The organism is Treponema primitia ZAS-1, from assembly GCF_000297095.1.
Classification (GTDB): domain Bacteria; phylum Spirochaetota; class Spirochaetia; order Treponematales; family Breznakiellaceae; genus Termitinema; species Termitinema primitia_A.
The window spans coordinates 17,114-34,377 of record NZ_AEEA01000131.1 but is presented as its reverse complement, the minus strand read 5'-3'; the positions used below and the strand labels follow the sequence as shown (position 1 = coordinate 34,377).

Genomic DNA, 17,264 nt, shown 5'->3' with positions numbered 1-17,264 from the left:
CCCTACGACCGCCTACGTCCCCTGACGGCGGCATCCATGCCGCCTTTTCCTCCCTCCGGTCGGCGGGAACTCCGGTTCAAATCCCCCATCTTGTTTGGGGGGAAAATACTTTTTCGGAGAGGGGGGGATTTGAACCCCCGGTACTCTTTCAAGCACACACGCTTTCCAAGCGTGCACCTTCGACCACTCGGACACCTCTCCAAACTAGAAACATGTAACAATCGCGCAGCAATTCCGAAACCGGGGGTTCGAATCCCCCCTGCTTCTTCGGAGCAGGGGGGATTCGAACCCCCGGAACCCTCGCGAGTTCAATGGTTTTCGAAACCATCTCCTTCGGCCACTCGGACACCGCTCCAATATCGGGGATTAGTGTAGCATTTCCCCTTAAACACTGGCAAGAGGGGGCGACCCAAGCTGTATGGCATAAGGAACAAATTCAAAAAATACCTAGTATTCCTATGGAAACTATATACATTATATGAAAAATTTGATATATTAAAACTAGCAAGATAGTAAAGGAAGGTGTTAGATGGCAAATTCTACGTTTGAGGCAATTTTTACCAGAAGGTCCAGCCGTTCTTATACGAGTCAAAGGGTGGAAGATGAAACTGTGGCGAACCTTGCAAAAGCAGCTTTGGCCGCTCCCTCGGGCAGCAACTCCCAACCGGTCAACGTGATTGTAGTACAGGACACGGCATTGCTCCTGGAACTGGAAAAGGCGGCGGTTGACTATTTTGTGAAAGCCGGCAATGAAGCAGTGGTGAACCGTAATAAGCAGCGCAACAATAAGATTTTTTATGGCGCTTCCACTGTTTTTTTTCTTGCGGTGAAGAACGGCGCCAATATTGATGTAGGTATTGCCGCTGAAAATATCGCCATCGCCGCGACCTCCCTTGGACTCGGCAATATCATCCTGGGCCTTCCGGGAGTCGCATTCAATGCCCCCGAAACCGCCGCTTACTGGAAAGCCAAGCTTGGCTTCCCTGACGGTTACGAATACGGCACAGCCGTAGCGGTAGGCTATACCGCCGATACGGGCAAACCCCACGATATCGATTTAAGCAAAATAAGCTATATAAAGTCGTAAGACAGCGGAGTTTTTTAGGTTTCCCCAGTACTGTAATTACTCAACCTTAAACCGGGAAACCTCCTTGACCAGTATGTCGATGTTTTCCTTGTTTTCACCGCTGATATTGTTCACCTCGCTTACCGCCACATTGATCTCCTCCGCCCCGGTGGCCATCTCGTTCATCCCATCGGTGATCTCCTGGGTAACCATCTCCAGGTTTTTGCTCTCCTGGATAACCTCTTTACTCCCCTCAAGCATCTCCATGGAACCGCTCTTGACCATCTGGGTTATATTATTCAGCTGGCTTACGGCCTCCAGGATCTGCTGACTCCCGGTGTTCTGCTCTTCCATGGCACTGCGTATATTCTCTTCCTGATCCGAAACGGTTTTAACCCCCGAGTCAATGGCTTCAAACTTATTGAGTACCCCGTCGGTGGATTTGGTGATCTTATCGATAGCATCTTTTATTTTCTTCAGTATCTCGGAAATGGTTTTAGACTGTACCCCCGAAGATTCGGCAAGTTTGCGTATTTCATCGGCCACCACCGCAAAACCCATGCCCGCTTCCCCGGCGTGGGCAGCTTCAATGGCAGCATTCATGGAAAGGAGGTTGGTCTGACTGGCAATATTTTTCATCACATCGTTGATCTCCAGCAGCCCCTCCGATTCCCGGGCGATTTCCTGGATATCCGCGGCTACCCCCTGGAGACCGGAATGACCGATCTCCGAAGCGTTGGCCAAATCCCGTACATTGTCTGCGTTTTTTACCAGAGTCTGGGTAACCGATTGAATATTGGCGAGCATTTGTTCAATGGAAGAAGATGACTGGGATACATTGACAGACTGCTGTTCAATGAGTTCGTTGAGTTTGTTAATATTGATAAGGATCTGTTCCATGGTCGCATTTGTTTCAGTCACCGATGCGGATTGGTTGATGATTCGGCCTTTGATGCTCTGGATATTGGCGGTGATCTGGTTAATCGCCGCCGCAGTTTCCGTCATGTTTGAAGAGAGGTCGTTACCGATATTGAAGAGGGCCACCGCCTGTTTTTTGATGGTGATCACCAGTTCTTTTATTTTTTCCAAGGTCATGTTAAAGTAACGGGCCAGATCGCCGATTTCATCCTTAGACTTGATGGTAATCTGTTTAGTCAAATCCCCTTCTCCTTCGGAGATATCCTTAAGGGTACGGGACACATTAACGATAGGTTTTGCTATCCTGCCGACCACAAAAAATATAATTACCCCGGTGGCGATCATGGCGGCCAGAGACAACATGATGGTGAAAAAGGTCAATGCCCGTATATCTTCCAGCACCTTATCCATGGGAATGGCTATCATTACAGACCAGGGAGTGGTGGTTTGGGAAACCGTAAAGGGCTCAATGATAATCTGGAGATCAACATCCAGGGCGGGGGAATATTCCTGGAAGGTGAGGGACTTTCCCTGTTGTATACACTCCAGCGCCGGGTAGGTATAGTCCTTGAAAAGGGGAGCATCGGTTTCTATCATATGCAGGCCGGTCCGTGCAGGGATATTGTGGGCCGCCACGGTCCCGTCATTGGAATAGACCGTTGCTATTCCCGTACCATACGGTTTTATCCCCAGGACTATGTCCTGCATGGCGCTGATATCAATATTCACCCCCACAAGCCCAACCAGTTCACCCCGGGATGATACTATGGGGACCGTGACATCCACCACCAGAACCGTGGAACCCCTGGCATCCCGCCAAACAGGATTGGCAATACTCATGGTCCCGCTTGCCCCTTCCAGAACCTCGTTATATGCATCAAAGGAGCTTAAGGCTATTATGCCTGAATCCCGATGGTACCGGCTTATGTACCGGCCAGTCTCATCGGTACCCGCTGTATTAGCAAATTCCGCATCCCTGCCGTCCAGGGCATTAGACTTCCAAATAGTAAAAATACCCAAATAACTTTCGTTCTCCGCTAACACACTGCGTATGATGCCATTGTAGCGGATACGCCGCTGGCTTAGGTCTACCGATTCGTAATCCTGCATTATCTGGGACAGTAAAATTGCGGTTTGCATATAATTTTCAAAACGCCGCCGCAAATCCGTGGCATACATATTAGCCATGTTCGTTGTACTTTCTATGGCCGTTTTGGTCTGCATTTCGGAGGCTCGGCTCAGAATGATGATCGAAATAACAGAAATTACCGCAACCATTATCGCTATTACCAATATGCTTAAGCGTATTCTGATTTTCATACAAGTCTCCTCCATAAGCGCTGCTTACAACGCACTTTAACTGTAGGAGAAAGATGGTGTTTGTGTTTGAATAATATTTAAATGAATGTAACTATTTTTCTGAAATTTGCATATAAAATGTCATCGGGTCCCGCACTTTTCTCGGTCAATTTCGAGCTCAGAAGGATCAGAAACCCATCGAACCAAAACAGTATTGCCGCATGCCAGACTGCAGCATTCCTGCGACGGTGCCCGAGTTTGATGTAAGCGCAATGAAGTTCCATATGCCTTTCTCGTACACGCGCACAGGCGGGTGTGTCCCTCCCCACGCCCGATTACGATAAGTACTAAAAAAAGATTATGGCCCAGGCTGCCCCGCAGCAACACTAGCATTAGTATAAAGTCTCTGCAAAACACCAACGATCTTTTCAGCATAACTGCGATCAGCCGCCCAGGTACCCGCAAGGCCTTCGATGGTGGGAGCCGCACCGTAACGGACATATCTGTACCGGGGGTCCACCAATTCCTGGTTCAGGGGATCTGTGGTGGCGTATGCCTTGAGGTGCTGTATCTGGGCCCTGACGCCCATTTGCGGAGTGGGAAACCGTTCCCCGGGGTTTTCGCGGCTTAGGGCGCCAAGGCCGCAAAAGTTATTCATCTCATTGGTCACCAGGCCCCCATACCGGAGAAATCCCGTCTCCAGACACATCTGGGCAAAGGCCACATCGTGATCAATCCCTTCCAGTGCGGCCTCTTCAACGTAAAAAAGGGAAAGCTGCTTTACAAAATCGGGATCCGCAGCGTCGTTTACACTTAACAGGAAGGATGCTAAATATTCTGCATCCACCTGCCCCTGGCCCAAAAGAGGCCAATGGACGGTAGGGCTTATGGTCCGTTCAACCGTAAAAGGCTCCGTCCGTTCCGGAGCCCGCTCCTGAACCCTTCTTTCCGCTACGGAGCTGCTGCGTCCGGGGGAGGCATTTTCGATTGGCGGCGAATTCATAATTTCGGTTGGCTTTCTCGGTACAATAGGTCCCCTGTCACGCGAAATAGGGATTGCTTGGGAGCTGGCACAGGAAAAAAACACCTGTATCCCTACAATTATAAGAAATAAGAATACTATTACACTTTTCCGCATATATAACTATCGGCGTTTAGTCCTGAATTCTTCATTCATTCTCTATTAATAGATCCCGATCTCCGGAAGAAAGGGCCTTAAAAATACGCCGTTTTACCGCTCCTGAATTGCCGGTAAATTCGGCAATCCGCTTCCGTACGTCCCGGCGTTTGGAGTTGATCCCATAGGGGCAGGTACAGACCGCCTTGAGGATGTCCCGTTCCGCAGCGCAGGCTATAATTTGCTGCTCCTCCACATAACCCAGGGGCCGGATAAGGCTTACGGGGTATTTTCGGTAAGCGAGAAGCATGGGCATGGTGGAAAGCTCTCCCTTGGCGGTCATATTCATAAAGAAGGTTTCGATAATGTCATCCAGATGATGCCCCAGGGCGATCTTGTTGAACCCATTTTCCACAGCATATTTCAAGAGTTCCGTCCGCCGCTGGGTGGAGCACCAGTAACAGTTCATCTTCTCCCCTTCCTTGAGCCGTCCGATAACCGGTACGAAAAGATCGGTAAAGGGGATGCCCCATTCCTCCAGCCGCTGGGAAAGGGCCGACTTTTTGCAGCAGGCGCAGAAATCGCTGGAAATGTGGATAGCCGCCAGCTCGTAGTTTTTTTTCAACGCCGGCCTGATGGCCGAAAGCGCCCAGGCCATGACGGTAGAGTCCTTGCCTCCGGAAGCGGCAATAAGGATCCGGTCACCTTCAGCAATAAGGTTCCGCTCCAATACAGCCTTGGCGCTAAGTTTCTGCACAATCGTACTGGCCCCGGCTTTGCGGAGAAATCGGTTAGCCATTCTGAACCGTGTCCACCGGATGGTATCGGGCATACACATCCTGGAGCACCAGACTCCCCAGGATCATCCCCGCAGTGGCAGTAACCGTGACAGCGCTGCCGTTGATCACCTTTTTTGAACTGCACCACTCAATTGGAGCGTTGGGATCGTCCCTGTTCCGGGCGGGACACAGGCACTGTGCGGATCCGCAGGCGGTAACCACGCCGGTATTAAGGGGGAGCCGTTCGGCACTGTAGACCGTGGTAAAATGCCCCTGGAAACTCCGCTTCCGCAGACCCGAGCGGACCAGCCGGGCCAAGGGACAGCCCTGGGTTTCCCAGATGTCCCCGGTTTTAAGCTGGGTAGGATCGAGTTTCTGAGCCATGCCCATGGAAGAAAAGAGCGGGACACCGGCGGTGGCGGCGTATTCAATCAGGTCCAGCTTGTGGGTGATGCTGTCGATGGCGTCAATCACATAGTCGGCGCCTTCAATGCCGAAGTCACCGGCGCTTTCGCGGGAAAAGACCTTCCCGAAGGCAGCGACATCACAGGCGGGATTGATCGCCAACAGCCTGTCCTTTAGAACATCCACCTTAAACTGCCCCACGGTGGCGGCGACAGCCTGGACCTGGCGATTGATATTGGTAACGCAAACCGTATCGGAATCGACTATGGCGATATGCCCTACCCCGGACCGGGCCAGCGCTTCGGCGCACCAGCTCCCCACGCCCCCAACCCCAAAAACTATCACCCTGATATTGGCAAGGGCTTCCATGGCTTCGGCGCCGGTAAGGAGGGTCAGTCTCTGAAAAATCGGGCTCACGGACATTGTTTAAATTGTACCCATTGAGGGAGCTCTGTCAATGAACCATAATGAAACCAGGGCTAACGGCTGTCTTGCGGAACAGTCCGGTCTTGAAGCTTAAAGGGGTTAAAGCTTATTCCCACATCATAGGTGTCAATTGATTCGGCCTTCTTCAGCTTAAACACCGCCAAATACGTTGCGGGGGTCATTATCACCTCGATGGTACATTTCAGTATGTAGTTGGTTAAGACCAGGGAGGCAAAGAGTTCCCAGCCGAAGACTCCGGTAAGGCTGGCGATAAACACAAAAACTACACTGTCCAGCAGTTCCCCTACCAGGGTGCTGCCTATGGTCCGTACCCAGAGGAACCGGCCCTTCATAAGAACCTTCACCCGGGAGAGGACCACGGAGTTGGAAAATTCCCCCACCCAGTAACCGGCGAGGCTCGCCAGGGCTATGCCGCCGGTACTCATGCCCCCCAGGATTGCGTCATAGGCTGCGGACCCCGCATAGGCCTCCCATTCGGCATCCGCCGGGAGGACCCGGAGTAGGAGGAATACCAGGGAAGACAGGGCCAGGGCGGCAAAACCGGTCCAAATAACCCGCCTGGATGTACGGAAGCCGTAGACTTCGGTGAGGATATCCCCAAAAACATAGGACAGGGGGAAGAGGAGGGTGCCGCCGTCAAAGGCCAGCCTGATGCCGAAGAGGGAAAAACCAAGGTCCACGATTTTTGCCGAAGACGCTACGTTACTGACGACAAGTACCGTCACAAAAAAAGCCATGATCAGATCTAAATAACGAAAGGATCGGGTATTCACAGAAAACTCCTTGTTTTGGTAAGGCGGGTAACAGGATGACCGCCGAAAAAGTGTCAGCCACAATCATAGCACGGATGGGATTGTTAATGCAACTACAAAACTTCCTTAATTTAATATATAAAAAGGGGGCGAAATGGCTTCTTCATTTCGTCCCCCTTTGCAGTGTTACATACAGAATCAGGTTGCCTTTACGTTGCCCTCTTCATCCACATATTTGATATACGTAAAGGGATCCTTAGTATACCAGTCCTTCTTGAAGGGCAGCGGGACATTGAGGGACAGCTGGCGGTTAAACTGGGAATTCCGCAATTTCGCATAAAGCCGCCGGGCCACTTCAAAAACGCCGGTATAGGCGCAGTAATTATTGCCCGGGTGGAAAAGGGGCAGTATGGGCAGACCATGCCGGGAGGCAATGTTATTCCCTCCCGTATGGGCTACGATAATATCCGGCTTCAACTTATGGATGATGTTCGAAGTTTCAAAGGGTTGATTCGTAGCAACACTGAATACCACGTCATCCACGTTTTCCAGGGCTTCAAAGATGGGTTCTACAAAACGGTCGTAATGGTGTGCCTTAAACCCCACAACTTCCATGCCCAGGTCCTGCATGATCTCAGCGGTAGCCACAATCCGTACTTCCCCTCCGGTAAGATATACCCTCTTGCCTTTCAGGAGTTTCCGGTAGGGTTCCAGGGCTTCCTCCAGAAGGCGGTTTTCAGCCTCAATAAATTGTTCCGCTTCTTTTTCAATTTCAAAATGTTTGGCCACCAGCCGCAGCCATTTATCGGTATTTTTCCTGCCGATAGGGATGGTATCCACAATAAAGGGGATGTTGTACTTATCCTTAAGGTGTTCCACAAAATAATCATCATGGGTACCGCAGAGACTTACGTTAAGAGAAGTTTCCAGGGAGTACTGAAAATCCTCCGGTTCTGCATAACAAGGAATAAAGGTGACGTTGAGTCCCAGGCCTTCAAGGATACGGCGAAATTCCGTTTCATCGGCCCGGCTCATGGAACCTACGTTAAGGATATTCACGTTCCGGCTTTTTCTGTAGGCCTCCCGGAATTTATTCTCGTCCGAATCCCAAAGCGGAAGCCGGCGATCAGGATATTTGATATACTTTTTTAAGATGCCATGGTATACCGCATCGTAAGCGGTGGCCATGAGCTTCGTTTTGAAACCTTCGCAGTGGATAGGCATGAGCACCGCGGCGGTTTCATTCTGCAGATCCCCAATGATACTGTCGATGTCATCGCCGATAAGCGCAGGAACGCAGCTGTTACAAATGATGATAGTCTCGGGCCGGAATTCCCGGTCGGCGTAAATCACCGCCTCCCGGAGTTTTTTCTCCCCGCCACCTATGACATCCGCCTCGTCCAGGTTGGTGCTGAGCCAGATAAGCCCTTCGGAATTAGGATCCCGGAGCTGTTTAAAGGTCTTGTTTTGACCATAGTTCCCGATTGAACACATACCGCAGCCTATGGGGCCATGCATAATTACTACCGCATTCCGGATAGAATTCAGTATGGCAAGGCTCAGGGTAAACTGACAGCCCTGAGCCTGGGTAAATCTGCGGGAAGAAAGATTGGTACACCCATTGGCAATGGCGCCGCTGCAGGTTCTGACCTGGGCGCAGGTACCGCCAAAGGCAACACTGGCCCGCAGCCGGTCTTCCCGGGAAGGGGCGGACTTAGCATCTAAAAAATTCATATTATACCTCCAAAAATCTTCTATCTTCCCATTACCAGATAGGTTATTATATCTTCTGTAAGAGAAAGTCCGCCGGTAAAGCCCGCATAGCCGCGGTTCATAACACAACGGCCGGTAAGGGGGAAAGATACCGGTATCAGGGGAAACCCAAATTCCTGGGAAACGTCCCGTTCAAAGGCGCTGCCGAATATCACCGTAGGATTCAGCGGATCGTAGTACCGGTTGTTCCGGTTCCGGGGCCAAACTTCCCGCAGATATTTTTTTACCGCAGAAGTATCCGAATCAAAATAAACCTTTGGATTAAGAGCAGAATTGAGTCCCGCAAATTGGGACCGTACTGTTTTCTGTTGGTTTTCCTCCAGAATATCCGTTACCACCACCAGTTCCGGAATCCAGCCAAGCTCGTCCGAAAGGAATCGGGTTAAAGCCGGAGCATAATTGGAATCCCCCACCACGATGGAATAACGCTGCAGATCCGCATCGTTATAAATATCCGCAATCCGGGAAAAATAATCGTAATAGTTTTCCTTTTCCTCAGCAATAACCTTAGCAATACGTTTTGGATCAACATTCAGAGAATTTCCGACCGTTTTAAGGAAGGTCTCCCCCTGTAAGGCGCCTATGGGGAAGGGGCTTACAATATAAGGAATACCATGGACTTCTTCAAAATATTGAGCAGCGTCAATACCATAACTATTGGAAACAACCACATTAAGAGAAGCTTTCCCGGCATTTTTAAAATTATCCAGGCTCTCCCCTTCCCCAAAGAAGGTATTAACCGTAAGGCCCAATTTTTCCAGGAGCCGTTTAATTTCCCTGAGATTCCCCTTCCAGAACACATCCTGTGCGGGAACTATACCCAGAATATTAACCGTGAGGGCATCCTTGGATGCGGATTTTTGTATAAATTTATCAATAAGCCCTTTGAGGAGCAGCTCATAGCCATAGAAGGAGTTCCCCTTAAAACTTGGTGTGGGAACGGCAATTACCGGTTTTTCAGCGTCCTTAAATTCAGAAACCACCGCCACCGTATCATCCCCGATCATGTCCACCATACACCCGGTGATCACCACAAAGAGATCCCCGTCCACCAGTTCCAGGGTGGACTGGATCTGCTCCCGCAGACGTCCCTCCCCACCGAATACGACATCCCGCTCCACCACATTTGAGCTGGGCATGGCCTGACCACCGCAGTAACCGCCGCCGATATAACCGGCCCCGGCGTTGAGGGCGTTATTGATATTACCGCCGCAGCCTGCAGAACCGTGTATAATAGTAATGGCCCGTGGAATGGCATGCAGTGTTCCCACGGCCCCTCCCAGGGCGCAGGTGTAACGGGGCCGATCAACAAATTTACTCACATGTCCTCCTTATACTAACCATGAGAAAAGGTCTGTTCAAATTCACGCTGTTCACCGTAAAGCAGGGACGAAAGATCCCCCTTGCCGGGAATACCGCAGGCATCCGCCCGGCAGTGCTGGCAGTGCCGGAAAACCGGAAGGTGTTTTTCCGCAGCCTCCCGGACTTTGGAAAGTTCTACGCAGTCCGGTTCTTCCCAGTCTGTAAATTCATGCTGGGGGATCAGGGGAATAATATTGATAATCCCCGCTCCCAATTCAGCCACGGTCCGGGCTATTTCCCCGATATGATCACCGTTTACCCCGGGGACAAAAACAATGTTGATCTTGATCAACAATCCCAGGTCGGCGGCCTTACGTATACCCCGCTTCTGGGCCTCAATTAGGATTGCTGCGCCCTCAACTCCGGTGTACTTCTTTCCATCAAGAACTACATGGGAGCAGATCTTATCCAGGATCACCGGATCAAGAGCGTTCACCGTTACGGTCAGGGTTCCCACCCCGACATCGTGTATATCCTTGGCATAGCGTTCCAGCAAAAGACCGTTGGTACTCAGACAGTTGATAAGATCCGGAAACTCCTTGTGGACAATCCGGAAAGTTTCCAGGGCATGGGGTGTGGCCAGGGTATCCCCCGGACCGGCAATACCCACCACGGTAATTTCCGGACAAAGTTTCAGAGCTTTTCTCACCATCTCAACCGCACCCTGAGGTTTCAGCAACTGTGCGCTTACCCCGGGCCGTTGTTCAGCTTTGTTAAAAGTTCTCTTACAAAACCGGCACTGAATATTACAGGCGGGACTCACCGGCAAATGCAGCCGTCCATGGGCCATATTCGCCTCACCGGAAAAACAGGGATGCCGGGTACTGATATGGGCGAACCGATCATCAACCTTGGCCGAACCTAAGCATGACATAAACCACCTCTCTTTTCAAATTCAAACACCGGTTTTACAGCTTTAAAACCGGGGCCTTTCAAGATTGTCAAACAAGGGCGTTGACAGATACCGCTCCCCCGTATCAGGCAGGAGAGCTACAATTATTTTCCCGGCAAATTCAGGACGCTTGGCAATCTGGGTTCCCGCAAATGCAGCGGCCCCCGATGATATGCCCACCAGGAGCCCTTCCCGGATGGCCAAATGCTGGGCGGTTAAAAAGGCGTCTTCGGTACGCACCTTATAAACTTCATCGTAAATAGCGGTATTCAGGACCTGGGGTACAAACCCTGCGCCTATACCTTGTATCTTATGGGGGCCCGGGGCGGATCCTGAAAGAACCGCCGAATCGTAGGGTTCCACGGCAATAATCTTTACATCGGGATTCTTTGCCTTCAAGGCCTCCCCTACTCCGGTTACGGTTCCCCCGGTACCGACCCCGGCCACAAAGGCCGCAACCTGCCCTTCAGTATCCTTCCAGATTTCCTCGGCCGTTGTCCGCCGGTGTATTTCCGGATTCGCAGGATTATTGAACTGTTGGGGTATATACGAATTTTTTATCTGGGCGCTCAGTTCCTCCGCCTTCCGGATAGCCCCTTTCATGCCGTCCTTGCCGGGGGTAAGCACCAATTCTGCATTCAACGCCTTAAGAAGGTTACGGCGTTCAACACTCATGGTATCCGGCATGGTAAGGATGAGCCGATACCCCTTGGAAGCGGCCACAAAGGCAAGACCAACACCGGTATTTCCGCTGGTAGGCTCAATAATAATTGTATCCTTGGTGATAAGCCCCTGTTTCTCCGCTTCTTCAATCATTGCCAAGGCAATACGATCCTTAACACTTCCCAGGGGATTGAAATATTCAAGCTTTGCCACCAGGCGCCCCTTAAGATTAAGCTCCTTGTTATAATCCGTAAGCTCAAGCAGGGGTGTATTCCCAATCAGCTCTGTCAGTTTGGCCAGAATCCGTGCCATGATGCTCCTCCATAAACAATCAATGGAATGAAGAAGGGATATCCTCAGTCATTCATTCAAAAGTCTTATTAAATACAAGTATTTAATAAGATATAATATCTATATAAATACTAGGAATTTTAATTAGTGTCAATAGATAATCCTTTAAATTAAAAAAATAAGCTGTTTATGTGTTTTCTATGTTGCTTTCCGGCTGGTTGATACGGCCGTAATAGGCAGCCAATTTCTGTGCAGCATCCTCAATAATAACCGGCTGTTCAAAAACCGCGATACCCGCAAGCTCAAGCTGCTTGCGGGCTGAAGGACCAATTACCGCCACCAGAACCGCAACGCAGTCCCGGAGGGCTTGGATACCGAAAGCCATCCCCGATTCGGAGTGGCTTCCGCTTTCACAGAGTGGAGTTACCGAACGTCTTTCCACGCTTACAAAAGTCCCATCCGGCTGAACATCTACTATGTAAAACCATTTAGAACGACCGTAATGCTCGGTTACCAATATACCATCAATACTTGCAGCGGCAACTCTCCACCCCATGAAAAACTCCGTTTAATCTTCCCAGAGCCAGGTTGAAAGGTAACGTTCCCCCGTATCGGGCAGCACGGCCACAATGGTCTTACCCTTATTTTCAGGCCGCTTGGCAATGGTTAGGGCCGCTTCCAGGGCTGCGCCGGAGGAAATACCTACCAGAATACCCTCTTCTTTGGCTGCCCGGCGGGCGATAGCGCCGGCCTTTACATCATCGGTCTGGTAAATCTCATCCACAATGTCTTTCCCGTAGACCTGGGGTACAAAACCCGCGCCGATACCCTGGATCTTGTGGGGTCCGGGCTGTCCACCGGAAAGAACCGGGGAGGCCGAAGGTTCCACGGCGATAACCTTTACCGAGGCTTTCTTGGACTTAAGATACTTGCCCGCACCGGTAATGGTACCGCCGGTGCCGACCCCGCCGATGAGGATGTCAACCTTCCCTTCCGTATCATCCCAAATCTCGGGGCCCGTGGTTTTCTCGTGAATCGCGGGGTTAGCGGGATTGTTAAACTGCTGAGGGATATAGGAATTGGGGATAGTAGCCGCCAGTTCTTCCGCCTTGGCAATGGCGCCCTTCATACCCTTGGCGCCTTCGGTCAGTTCCAGTTCCGCCCCCAGGGCTTTGAGGAGCTTCCGCCGCTCAATACTCATAGTTTCCGGCATGGTAAGAATGATCCGGTACCCCTTAACCGCCGCCACAAAGGCAAGGCCGATACCGGTATTACCGCTGGTAGGTTCAATAAGAACCGTACCCTTCTTAATTTTGCCTTCCGCCTCGCCTGCTTCGATCAACGCAAGGGCGATCCGATCCTTGACACTGGAAAGAGGATTAAAGCTCTCCAGCTTTACATACACCGTTGCCCCGCTTTCATTGAGTTTGTTGATTTTAACTATTGGGGTATTCCCAATCAGATCCGTAATTTTGTCTGCCCTAGCCATATTAACCTCCTGTGTTAATTCCTAGTATTAATATAGGCATTATATATAGAAAAATCAATTATGTCAAGTACCTATTACAAAAATGACCATCTTTCATCAATCCTGAAGACCCTTGATCCTGTATGAATATGCATTTTATGGTATAAAAATGCAGAAATACGGTATATTTGGCAGTACAGTTTGTTGACACCGGAAAAAATTACAAGTTATACTTTCACTACAAAAGGAGGAATGTATGAGGAGAATAGCAAAAGTAGCCGGATTAGTTCTGGCAAGTATGGTTCTGATCCAGGGTGTCTTTGCGGGTGGCGGCAAGCAACAGTCCGGCGGGCTGACCATAGAAGAAGGAACCCTGACCGTAGGGATGGAAATTGGGTACCCCCCCATGGAGTACTACGACGCGGACGGCAAGACCCCCATCGGGTTTGATGTGTCCCTGGCAAAGGCCCTGGCGGAGAAAATGGGGCTTAAGGTTAAATTTGTGGACACCGCTTGGGATGGGATTTTCGCCGGAGTGGACACCGGCAAATATGACGCAATTATGTCGTCGGTAACCATAAATGAAGCCCGGCTCGCGGCGCATAATTTTAGCAAGCCCTATGTGGGGAATGCCTTGGCCATAGTGCTCCTTAAGAACGGTAAGGCAAAAGTCAAGGATCCTTCCGAACTGGCAGGATTGGGCGTGGCCTATCAGGAAGAAACCACTTCAGATTTCTACATGGCCGATTTGGCTGCCAAGGGACTGCAGTTTACCCCCTACGAGTATGACAAGGTGATGTACTGCTTTGACGAGCTCAAACTCGGGCGGGTGGACGCCATTGTAACCGACCTCCTCGTGGCGGTTGACTATGTTGCCCCTGCGGACAGCCCCTTCGAGATTGTATGGCAGGCTCCCCCGGATGAAACCTTCGGTGTCTGCCTCAAGAAAGGAAATGACGCCCTGACTGCGGAGATTGACAAAGCGCTGGACGCCCTTTTTGCGGACGGTACCATGCTCAAGATTTCCAAGGAAATCTTCGGCGGTGTGGACATGGTCAGCGCCGCAAGGAAATAGAGCCATTGGGAGCGCTGCAAAAAATACTTTCCTGGGTGCCTTCTCTTTTGGGAGGCGCCAGGGTTACCATTGGGCTCACACTTCTCTCCGTCTCGGCGGGGGTTATACTGAGCCTCTTCCTCGCCCTGGGGAAGATGTCGAAGTATACGTGGGTGAACAAATTTTGCAGCGCCTATATTTTCTTTTTCCGGGGCACCCCTCTTTTGATGCAGCTATACTTTATCTATTACGCGCTGCCCTTGATGGTGCCCTTCTTCATCATCAGAACGGGGGATCAATTTCTGGACCGTTTTATTCCGGCTTTTATCGCCTTTTCCCTGAACTCCGCCGCCTATTGCGCGGAGATTATCAGGGCGGCGATTCAGAGCATTCACAAAGGCCAGTTCGAGGCTTCCCGGGCATTGGGGCTTTCCTACCCCCAGACCATGAGCCTTGTGGTGGTGCCCCAGGCCATCAGGCGCCTTATACCGCCCATTGGCAATGAATTTATCATGGTTCTTAAAGACGCATCATTGGTGTCCATGATAGCCCTTATTGATATTACCAAAGCAACAAGAAATATCGAAGGCTCAACCCGTTCAGCCCTGGTGTATATTCCCGCAATGATACTCTATCTTATCATCACCGCGGTGTTTACCTTTGTTTTCCATAAGCTGGAAAAAAAGTATTCCGTGTACGAATAGGGGACCGCTAACACTATGTCAATGATTAAGACGGTGGATGTCTGCAAAACTTTTCACTCCAGGACCACCGGCCAACCCTTGGAGGTGTTGAAAAACGTATCCCTCACGGTGGAGCAGCGGGAAGTGGTCTGCATTATCGGTCCATCCGGCGCGGGAAAATCAACATTCCTGCGTTCCCTTAACCACCTTGAAAAAATTAACAGCGGTCAAATTTATATTGACGACAAACTGCTCTTTGACTGCGCCAATGGGGTGGATACCCTCAAGCTGCCCCACCATGAACAGACAAAGGTCCTGCTTGAGGTGGGCATGGTGTTCCAGAGCTTTAACCTGTTCCCCCATAAAACAGCCATAGAAAATCTGATGCTTGCCCCCATGCATGTACGAAAACTCACCGAAGGGGAAGCCCGGAACCGGGCCAAGGTTCTGCTTGACCGGGTGGGCCTGGCGGACAAAACCGATGCCTTCCCTTCCCAGCTCTCCGGCGGTCAGCAGCAGCGTGTGGCCATAGCGCGCGCCCTGGCCATGGAGCCGAAGATAATGCTCTTTGACGAACCCACCTCCGCCCTGGACCCCGAGCTGGTAGGAGAAGTGCTGAACGTTATGAAAAGCCTCGCCCAGGGGGGGATGACCATGCTGGTGGTGACCCACGAGATGAACTTTGCCCGGGATGTGGCGGATAAGGTAGTATTTATGTTCGAAGGATCCATTTTGGAAACCGGGCATCCTAAGGATATGTTTACCAATCCTGTTAACGATAGAACCCGCCAGTTTTTGCAAAGCGTGTTATAGTCACCGGACTATACGCTTTTTTATATCGAATTTTTTGAAAAGCCTTACCTTTTTATCTTGACCTCCCCGACTTTTCGGTGAATAGTTGTATTGGAGGTAACGTTATGAGGGAAACCGGTATTGTTACAGACATTAGGGGAGAAACGGCGGTGGTTAAGGTGGAACGGCTGCTTACCACCGGGGGCGGCTGCTGCGGCAGCGTCACCACCGTGGAATCCGTCTTCCTTGAAACCCGGAACCTCTGCCAAGCCAAGATCGGCGATCATGTCAGGGTTGAATCGGATTATGACAAGGTACGGTTTCGTAACCTGGCCCAGATCGGCATTTGCATTGCCGCCTTTATCATCAGTCTGGGCATAGGTGACGCACTTTTACCCCAATTGGGCGTTTCAACCTACAAGGGACCCCTATCGTTCGGCCTGGGGATGGTCATGACAATCGCCGCATTTGGGATTATACGGTGGAGCAACAAGAAGAACCCCGCAAATACCCCGATAGCCTATGAGCTGGCGGCAATTTAAATCATATAATCAAAAATATCATCCTGCAGGAATTCCTTATGTTCCCACTTGTCATCATGCTCATCGGATTTAAACTGCAGTTCCGGGTTCTTAACACTGACCTTGGTTTTTTCCGGTACCGACTTGGTAACAAAAGCATTACTGCCGATAACCACACCCTCGCCAATAATCGTGTTACCCCCAAGGATTGAAGCTCCGGAATAAATAGTAACATGGTCTTCGATGGTGGGATGGCGCTTCACTTCCTTCAAAACCTGACCGCCCCGGGTGGAGAGGGCCCCCAGGGTAACCCCCTGGTAGAGCTTTACGAAGTTGCCAATCACCGTGGTCTCACCAATGACGATCCCCGTGCCGTGATCGGTAAAAAAATGATGCCCTATGGTTGCCCCGGGGTGTATATCAATACCAGTAACGCTGTGGGCGTGTTCTGTCATGATCCGGGGGATCAGGGGAACCGCCAGCTTGTAAAGTTCGTGTGCCAAACGGTTTACCATGATAGCATAGATTCCGGGATAGGAAGAAATGATCTCATCCTTGCTGAATGCAGCGGGGTCCCCTTCGAAGGAAGCGGAAACATCCGTGGCAAGGTAATCCCGGATTTCCGGAATCTGCGCCAGAAAAGAAAAGGTAAGCTCCTCTGCCCTGCTGTCTATGTTCTTCGCCTCCGCCGCAGCGTAACTATCCACATGCCGGAGAGCCCGGGCGATCTGCCGGGAGAGATGAAAACTCACCTCCTCCAGAAGATCCCCGGCGTAGTATTCTACCAGGCCGGCTGATATATTCCGCCGGCCGAAGTACCCGGGGAATATAAGGCACCGTAGTTTTTCCAGAACCTCAAGGATCACACTCCGGTTCAACTGATTCCCGGTATCAACCTTTATGATCTCCTCATGGTCCTGATAACTCTTTACCAGCAAATTTACCAGGTGCTTGATTCGGATAGCCTCAGTTTTTTCCAATT

At 50.7% G+C, this 17,264-nt stretch carries 17 protein-coding genes and 2 tRNA genes; 5 read left to right on the top strand and 14 right to left on the bottom strand.

Going from position 1 to position 17,264, the window contains the following annotated elements:
- Nucleotides 1–114: 114 nt before the first annotated feature.
- Both TPRIMZ1_RS0116055 and TPRIMZ1_RS0116050 read right to left on the bottom strand, forming a co-directional pair.
- Nucleotides 115–201 (bottom strand) — tRNA-Ser (locus TPRIMZ1_RS0116055).
- Between the two features lie 67 nt (nt 202–268).
- A tRNA-Ser gene (locus TPRIMZ1_RS0116050) sits at nt 269–355 on the bottom strand.
- A 174-nt stretch (nt 356–529) separates the two neighbouring features.
- On the opposite strand from TPRIMZ1_RS0116050, the gene TPRIMZ1_RS0116045 reads away from it, so the two are divergent.
- Nucleotides 530–1,087 carry a nitroreductase family protein gene (locus TPRIMZ1_RS0116045; protein ID WP_010262661.1) on the top strand — a complete coding sequence of 186 codons (558 nt, stop codon included), beginning with the start codon at nt 530–532 and terminating at the stop codon, nt 1,085–1,087.
- Between the two features lie 36 nt (nt 1,088–1,123).
- Here the strand turns inward: TPRIMZ1_RS0116045 and TPRIMZ1_RS0116040 are convergent, their stop codons facing one another.
- The 11 genes from TPRIMZ1_RS0116040 to cysK (TPRIMZ1_RS0115985) form a co-directional block, all read right to left on the bottom strand.
- Nucleotides 1,124–3,304 (bottom strand): methyl-accepting chemotaxis protein, encoded by a 2,181-nt coding sequence (locus TPRIMZ1_RS0116040; protein ID WP_010262658.1) that lies wholly within the window; start codon nt 3,302–3,304, stop codon nt 1,124–1,126.
- Between the two features lie 337 nt (nt 3,305–3,641).
- Entirely contained in the window at nt 3,642–4,286 is a 645-nt protein-coding gene (locus TPRIMZ1_RS0116030; protein WP_232616854.1) for a glucosaminidase domain-containing protein, read from the bottom strand.
- A 166-nt stretch (nt 4,287–4,452) separates the two neighbouring features.
- A complete protein-coding gene (locus TPRIMZ1_RS0116025) occupies nt 4,453–5,232 on the bottom strand; it encodes a tRNA 2-thiocytidine biosynthesis TtcA family protein (protein ID WP_232616853.1) in 780 nt (259 codons plus the stop codon).
- Nucleotides 5,192–6,007: a tRNA threonylcarbamoyladenosine dehydratase gene (locus tag TPRIMZ1_RS0116020; protein ID WP_010262644.1), complete on the bottom strand. Its 816-nt coding sequence runs from the start codon at nt 6,005–6,007 to the stop codon at nt 5,192–5,194. The genes TPRIMZ1_RS0116025 and TPRIMZ1_RS0116020 overlap by 41 nt, the downstream gene beginning before the upstream one ends.
- 56 nt (nt 6,008–6,063) lie before the next feature.
- Nucleotides 6,064–6,804 (bottom strand): queuosine precursor transporter, encoded by a 741-nt coding sequence (locus TPRIMZ1_RS0116015; protein WP_010262641.1) that lies wholly within the window; start codon nt 6,802–6,804, stop codon nt 6,064–6,066.
- 177 nt (nt 6,805–6,981) lie between these two features.
- Nucleotides 6,982–8,517 (bottom strand): nitrogenase component 1, encoded by a 1,536-nt coding sequence (locus TPRIMZ1_RS0116010; protein ID WP_010262637.1) that lies wholly within the window; start codon nt 8,515–8,517, stop codon nt 6,982–6,984.
- A 20-nt stretch (nt 8,518–8,537) separates the two neighbouring features.
- Nucleotides 8,538–9,878: a nitrogenase component 1 gene (locus tag TPRIMZ1_RS0116005; RefSeq protein WP_010262634.1), complete on the bottom strand. Its 1,341-nt coding sequence runs from the start codon at nt 9,876–9,878 to the stop codon at nt 8,538–8,540.
- A 14-nt stretch (nt 9,879–9,892) separates the two neighbouring features.
- Nucleotides 9,893–10,792, bottom strand: a complete 900-nt coding sequence (locus TPRIMZ1_RS0116000; protein WP_010262630.1) for a radical SAM protein — start codon at nt 10,790–10,792, stop codon at nt 9,893–9,895.
- A 42-nt stretch (nt 10,793–10,834) separates the two neighbouring features.
- Nucleotides 10,835–11,785, bottom strand: coding sequence for a cysteine synthase A (cysK, locus tag TPRIMZ1_RS0115995; RefSeq protein ID WP_010262626.1), 951 nt, complete (start codon nt 11,783–11,785; stop codon nt 10,835–10,837).
- A 166-nt stretch (nt 11,786–11,951) separates the two neighbouring features.
- On the bottom strand, nt 11,952–12,320 hold the full coding sequence (locus TPRIMZ1_RS0115990) for a NifB/NifX family molybdenum-iron cluster-binding protein (RefSeq protein ID WP_010262623.1): 369 nt from the start codon (nt 12,318–12,320) through the stop codon (nt 11,952–11,954).
- A 12-nt stretch (nt 12,321–12,332) separates the two neighbouring features.
- The gene (cysK, locus tag TPRIMZ1_RS0115985) at nt 12,333–13,253 is read right to left on the bottom strand and encodes a cysteine synthase A (protein WP_010262619.1); all 921 of its coding nucleotides are present in this window, start codon (nt 13,251–13,253) and stop codon (nt 12,333–12,335) included.
- A 235-nt stretch (nt 13,254–13,488) separates the two neighbouring features.
- On the opposite strand from cysK (TPRIMZ1_RS0115985), the gene TPRIMZ1_RS0115980 reads away from it, so the two are divergent.
- From TPRIMZ1_RS0115980 to TPRIMZ1_RS0115965, 4 genes are all read left to right on the top strand, one after another.
- Nucleotides 13,489–14,307: a substrate-binding periplasmic protein gene (locus tag TPRIMZ1_RS0115980; RefSeq protein ID WP_010262617.1), complete on the top strand. Its 819-nt coding sequence runs from the start codon at nt 13,489–13,491 to the stop codon at nt 14,305–14,307.
- 5 nt (nt 14,308–14,312) lie between these two features.
- Nucleotides 14,313–14,990: an amino acid ABC transporter permease gene (locus TPRIMZ1_RS0115975; protein WP_010262614.1), complete on the top strand. Its 678-nt coding sequence runs from the start codon at nt 14,313–14,315 to the stop codon at nt 14,988–14,990.
- Between the two features lie 21 nt (nt 14,991–15,011).
- Nucleotides 15,012–15,782, top strand: a complete 771-nt coding sequence (locus TPRIMZ1_RS0115970; protein ID WP_010262611.1) for an amino acid ABC transporter ATP-binding protein — start codon at nt 15,012–15,014, stop codon at nt 15,780–15,782.
- Between the two features lie 104 nt (nt 15,783–15,886).
- Nucleotides 15,887–16,303 carry a SoxR reducing system RseC family protein gene (locus TPRIMZ1_RS0115965; RefSeq protein WP_010262608.1) on the top strand — a complete coding sequence of 139 codons (417 nt, stop codon included), beginning with the start codon at nt 15,887–15,889 and terminating at the stop codon, nt 16,301–16,303.
- Here the strand turns inward: TPRIMZ1_RS0115965 and epsC are convergent.
- Nucleotides 16,300–17,262 (bottom strand): serine O-acetyltransferase EpsC, encoded by a 963-nt coding sequence (gene epsC, locus TPRIMZ1_RS0115960; protein ID WP_010262605.1) that lies wholly within the window; start codon nt 17,260–17,262, stop codon nt 16,300–16,302. The genes TPRIMZ1_RS0115965 and epsC overlap by 4 nt on opposite strands.
- Nucleotides 17,263–17,264 lie beyond the last annotated feature (2 nt).

Excerpts from the sequence above, each read along its gene's own strand:
- TPRIMZ1_RS0116010 (WP_010262637.1), bottom strand. The coding sequence starts at position 8,517 with ATGAATTTTTTAGATGCTAAGTCCGCCCCTTCCCGGGAAGACCGGCTG.
- TPRIMZ1_RS0115965 (WP_010262608.1), top strand. The coding sequence starts at position 15,887 with ATGAGGGAAACCGGTATTGTTACAGACATTAGGGGAGAAACGGCGGTG.
- cysK (WP_010262619.1), bottom strand. The coding sequence starts at position 13,253 with ATGGCTAGGGCAGACAAAATTACGGATCTGATTGGGAATACCCCAATA.
- TPRIMZ1_RS0115990 (WP_010262623.1), bottom strand. The coding sequence starts at position 12,320 with ATGGGGTGGAGAGTTGCCGCTGCAAGTATTGATGGTATATTGGTAACC.
- TPRIMZ1_RS0115970 (WP_010262611.1), top strand. The coding sequence starts at position 15,012 with ATGATTAAGACGGTGGATGTCTGCAAAACTTTTCACTCCAGGACCACC.
- cysK (WP_010262626.1), bottom strand. The coding sequence starts at position 11,785 with ATGGCACGGATTCTGGCCAAACTGACAGAGCTGATTGGGAATACACCC.
- TPRIMZ1_RS0116040 (WP_010262658.1), bottom strand. The coding sequence starts at position 3,304 with ATGAAAATCAGAATACGCTTAAGCATATTGGTAATAGCGATAATGGTT.
- TPRIMZ1_RS0116045 (WP_010262661.1), top strand. The coding sequence starts at position 530 with ATGGCAAATTCTACGTTTGAGGCAATTTTTACCAGAAGGTCCAGCCGT.
- TPRIMZ1_RS0116025 (WP_232616853.1), bottom strand. The coding sequence starts at position 5,232 with ATGCCCGATACCATCCGGTGGACACGGTTCAGAATGGCTAACCGATTT.
- TPRIMZ1_RS0116000 (WP_010262630.1), bottom strand. The coding sequence starts at position 10,792 with ATGTCATGCTTAGGTTCGGCCAAGGTTGATGATCGGTTCGCCCATATC.
- TPRIMZ1_RS0115980 (WP_010262617.1), top strand. The coding sequence starts at position 13,489 with ATGAGGAGAATAGCAAAAGTAGCCGGATTAGTTCTGGCAAGTATGGTT.
- TPRIMZ1_RS0116030 (WP_232616854.1), bottom strand. The coding sequence starts at position 4,286 with ATGAATTCGCCGCCAATCGAAAATGCCTCCCCCGGACGCAGCAGCTCC.
- TPRIMZ1_RS0116020 (WP_010262644.1), bottom strand. The coding sequence starts at position 6,007 with ATGTCCGTGAGCCCGATTTTTCAGAGACTGACCCTCCTTACCGGCGCC.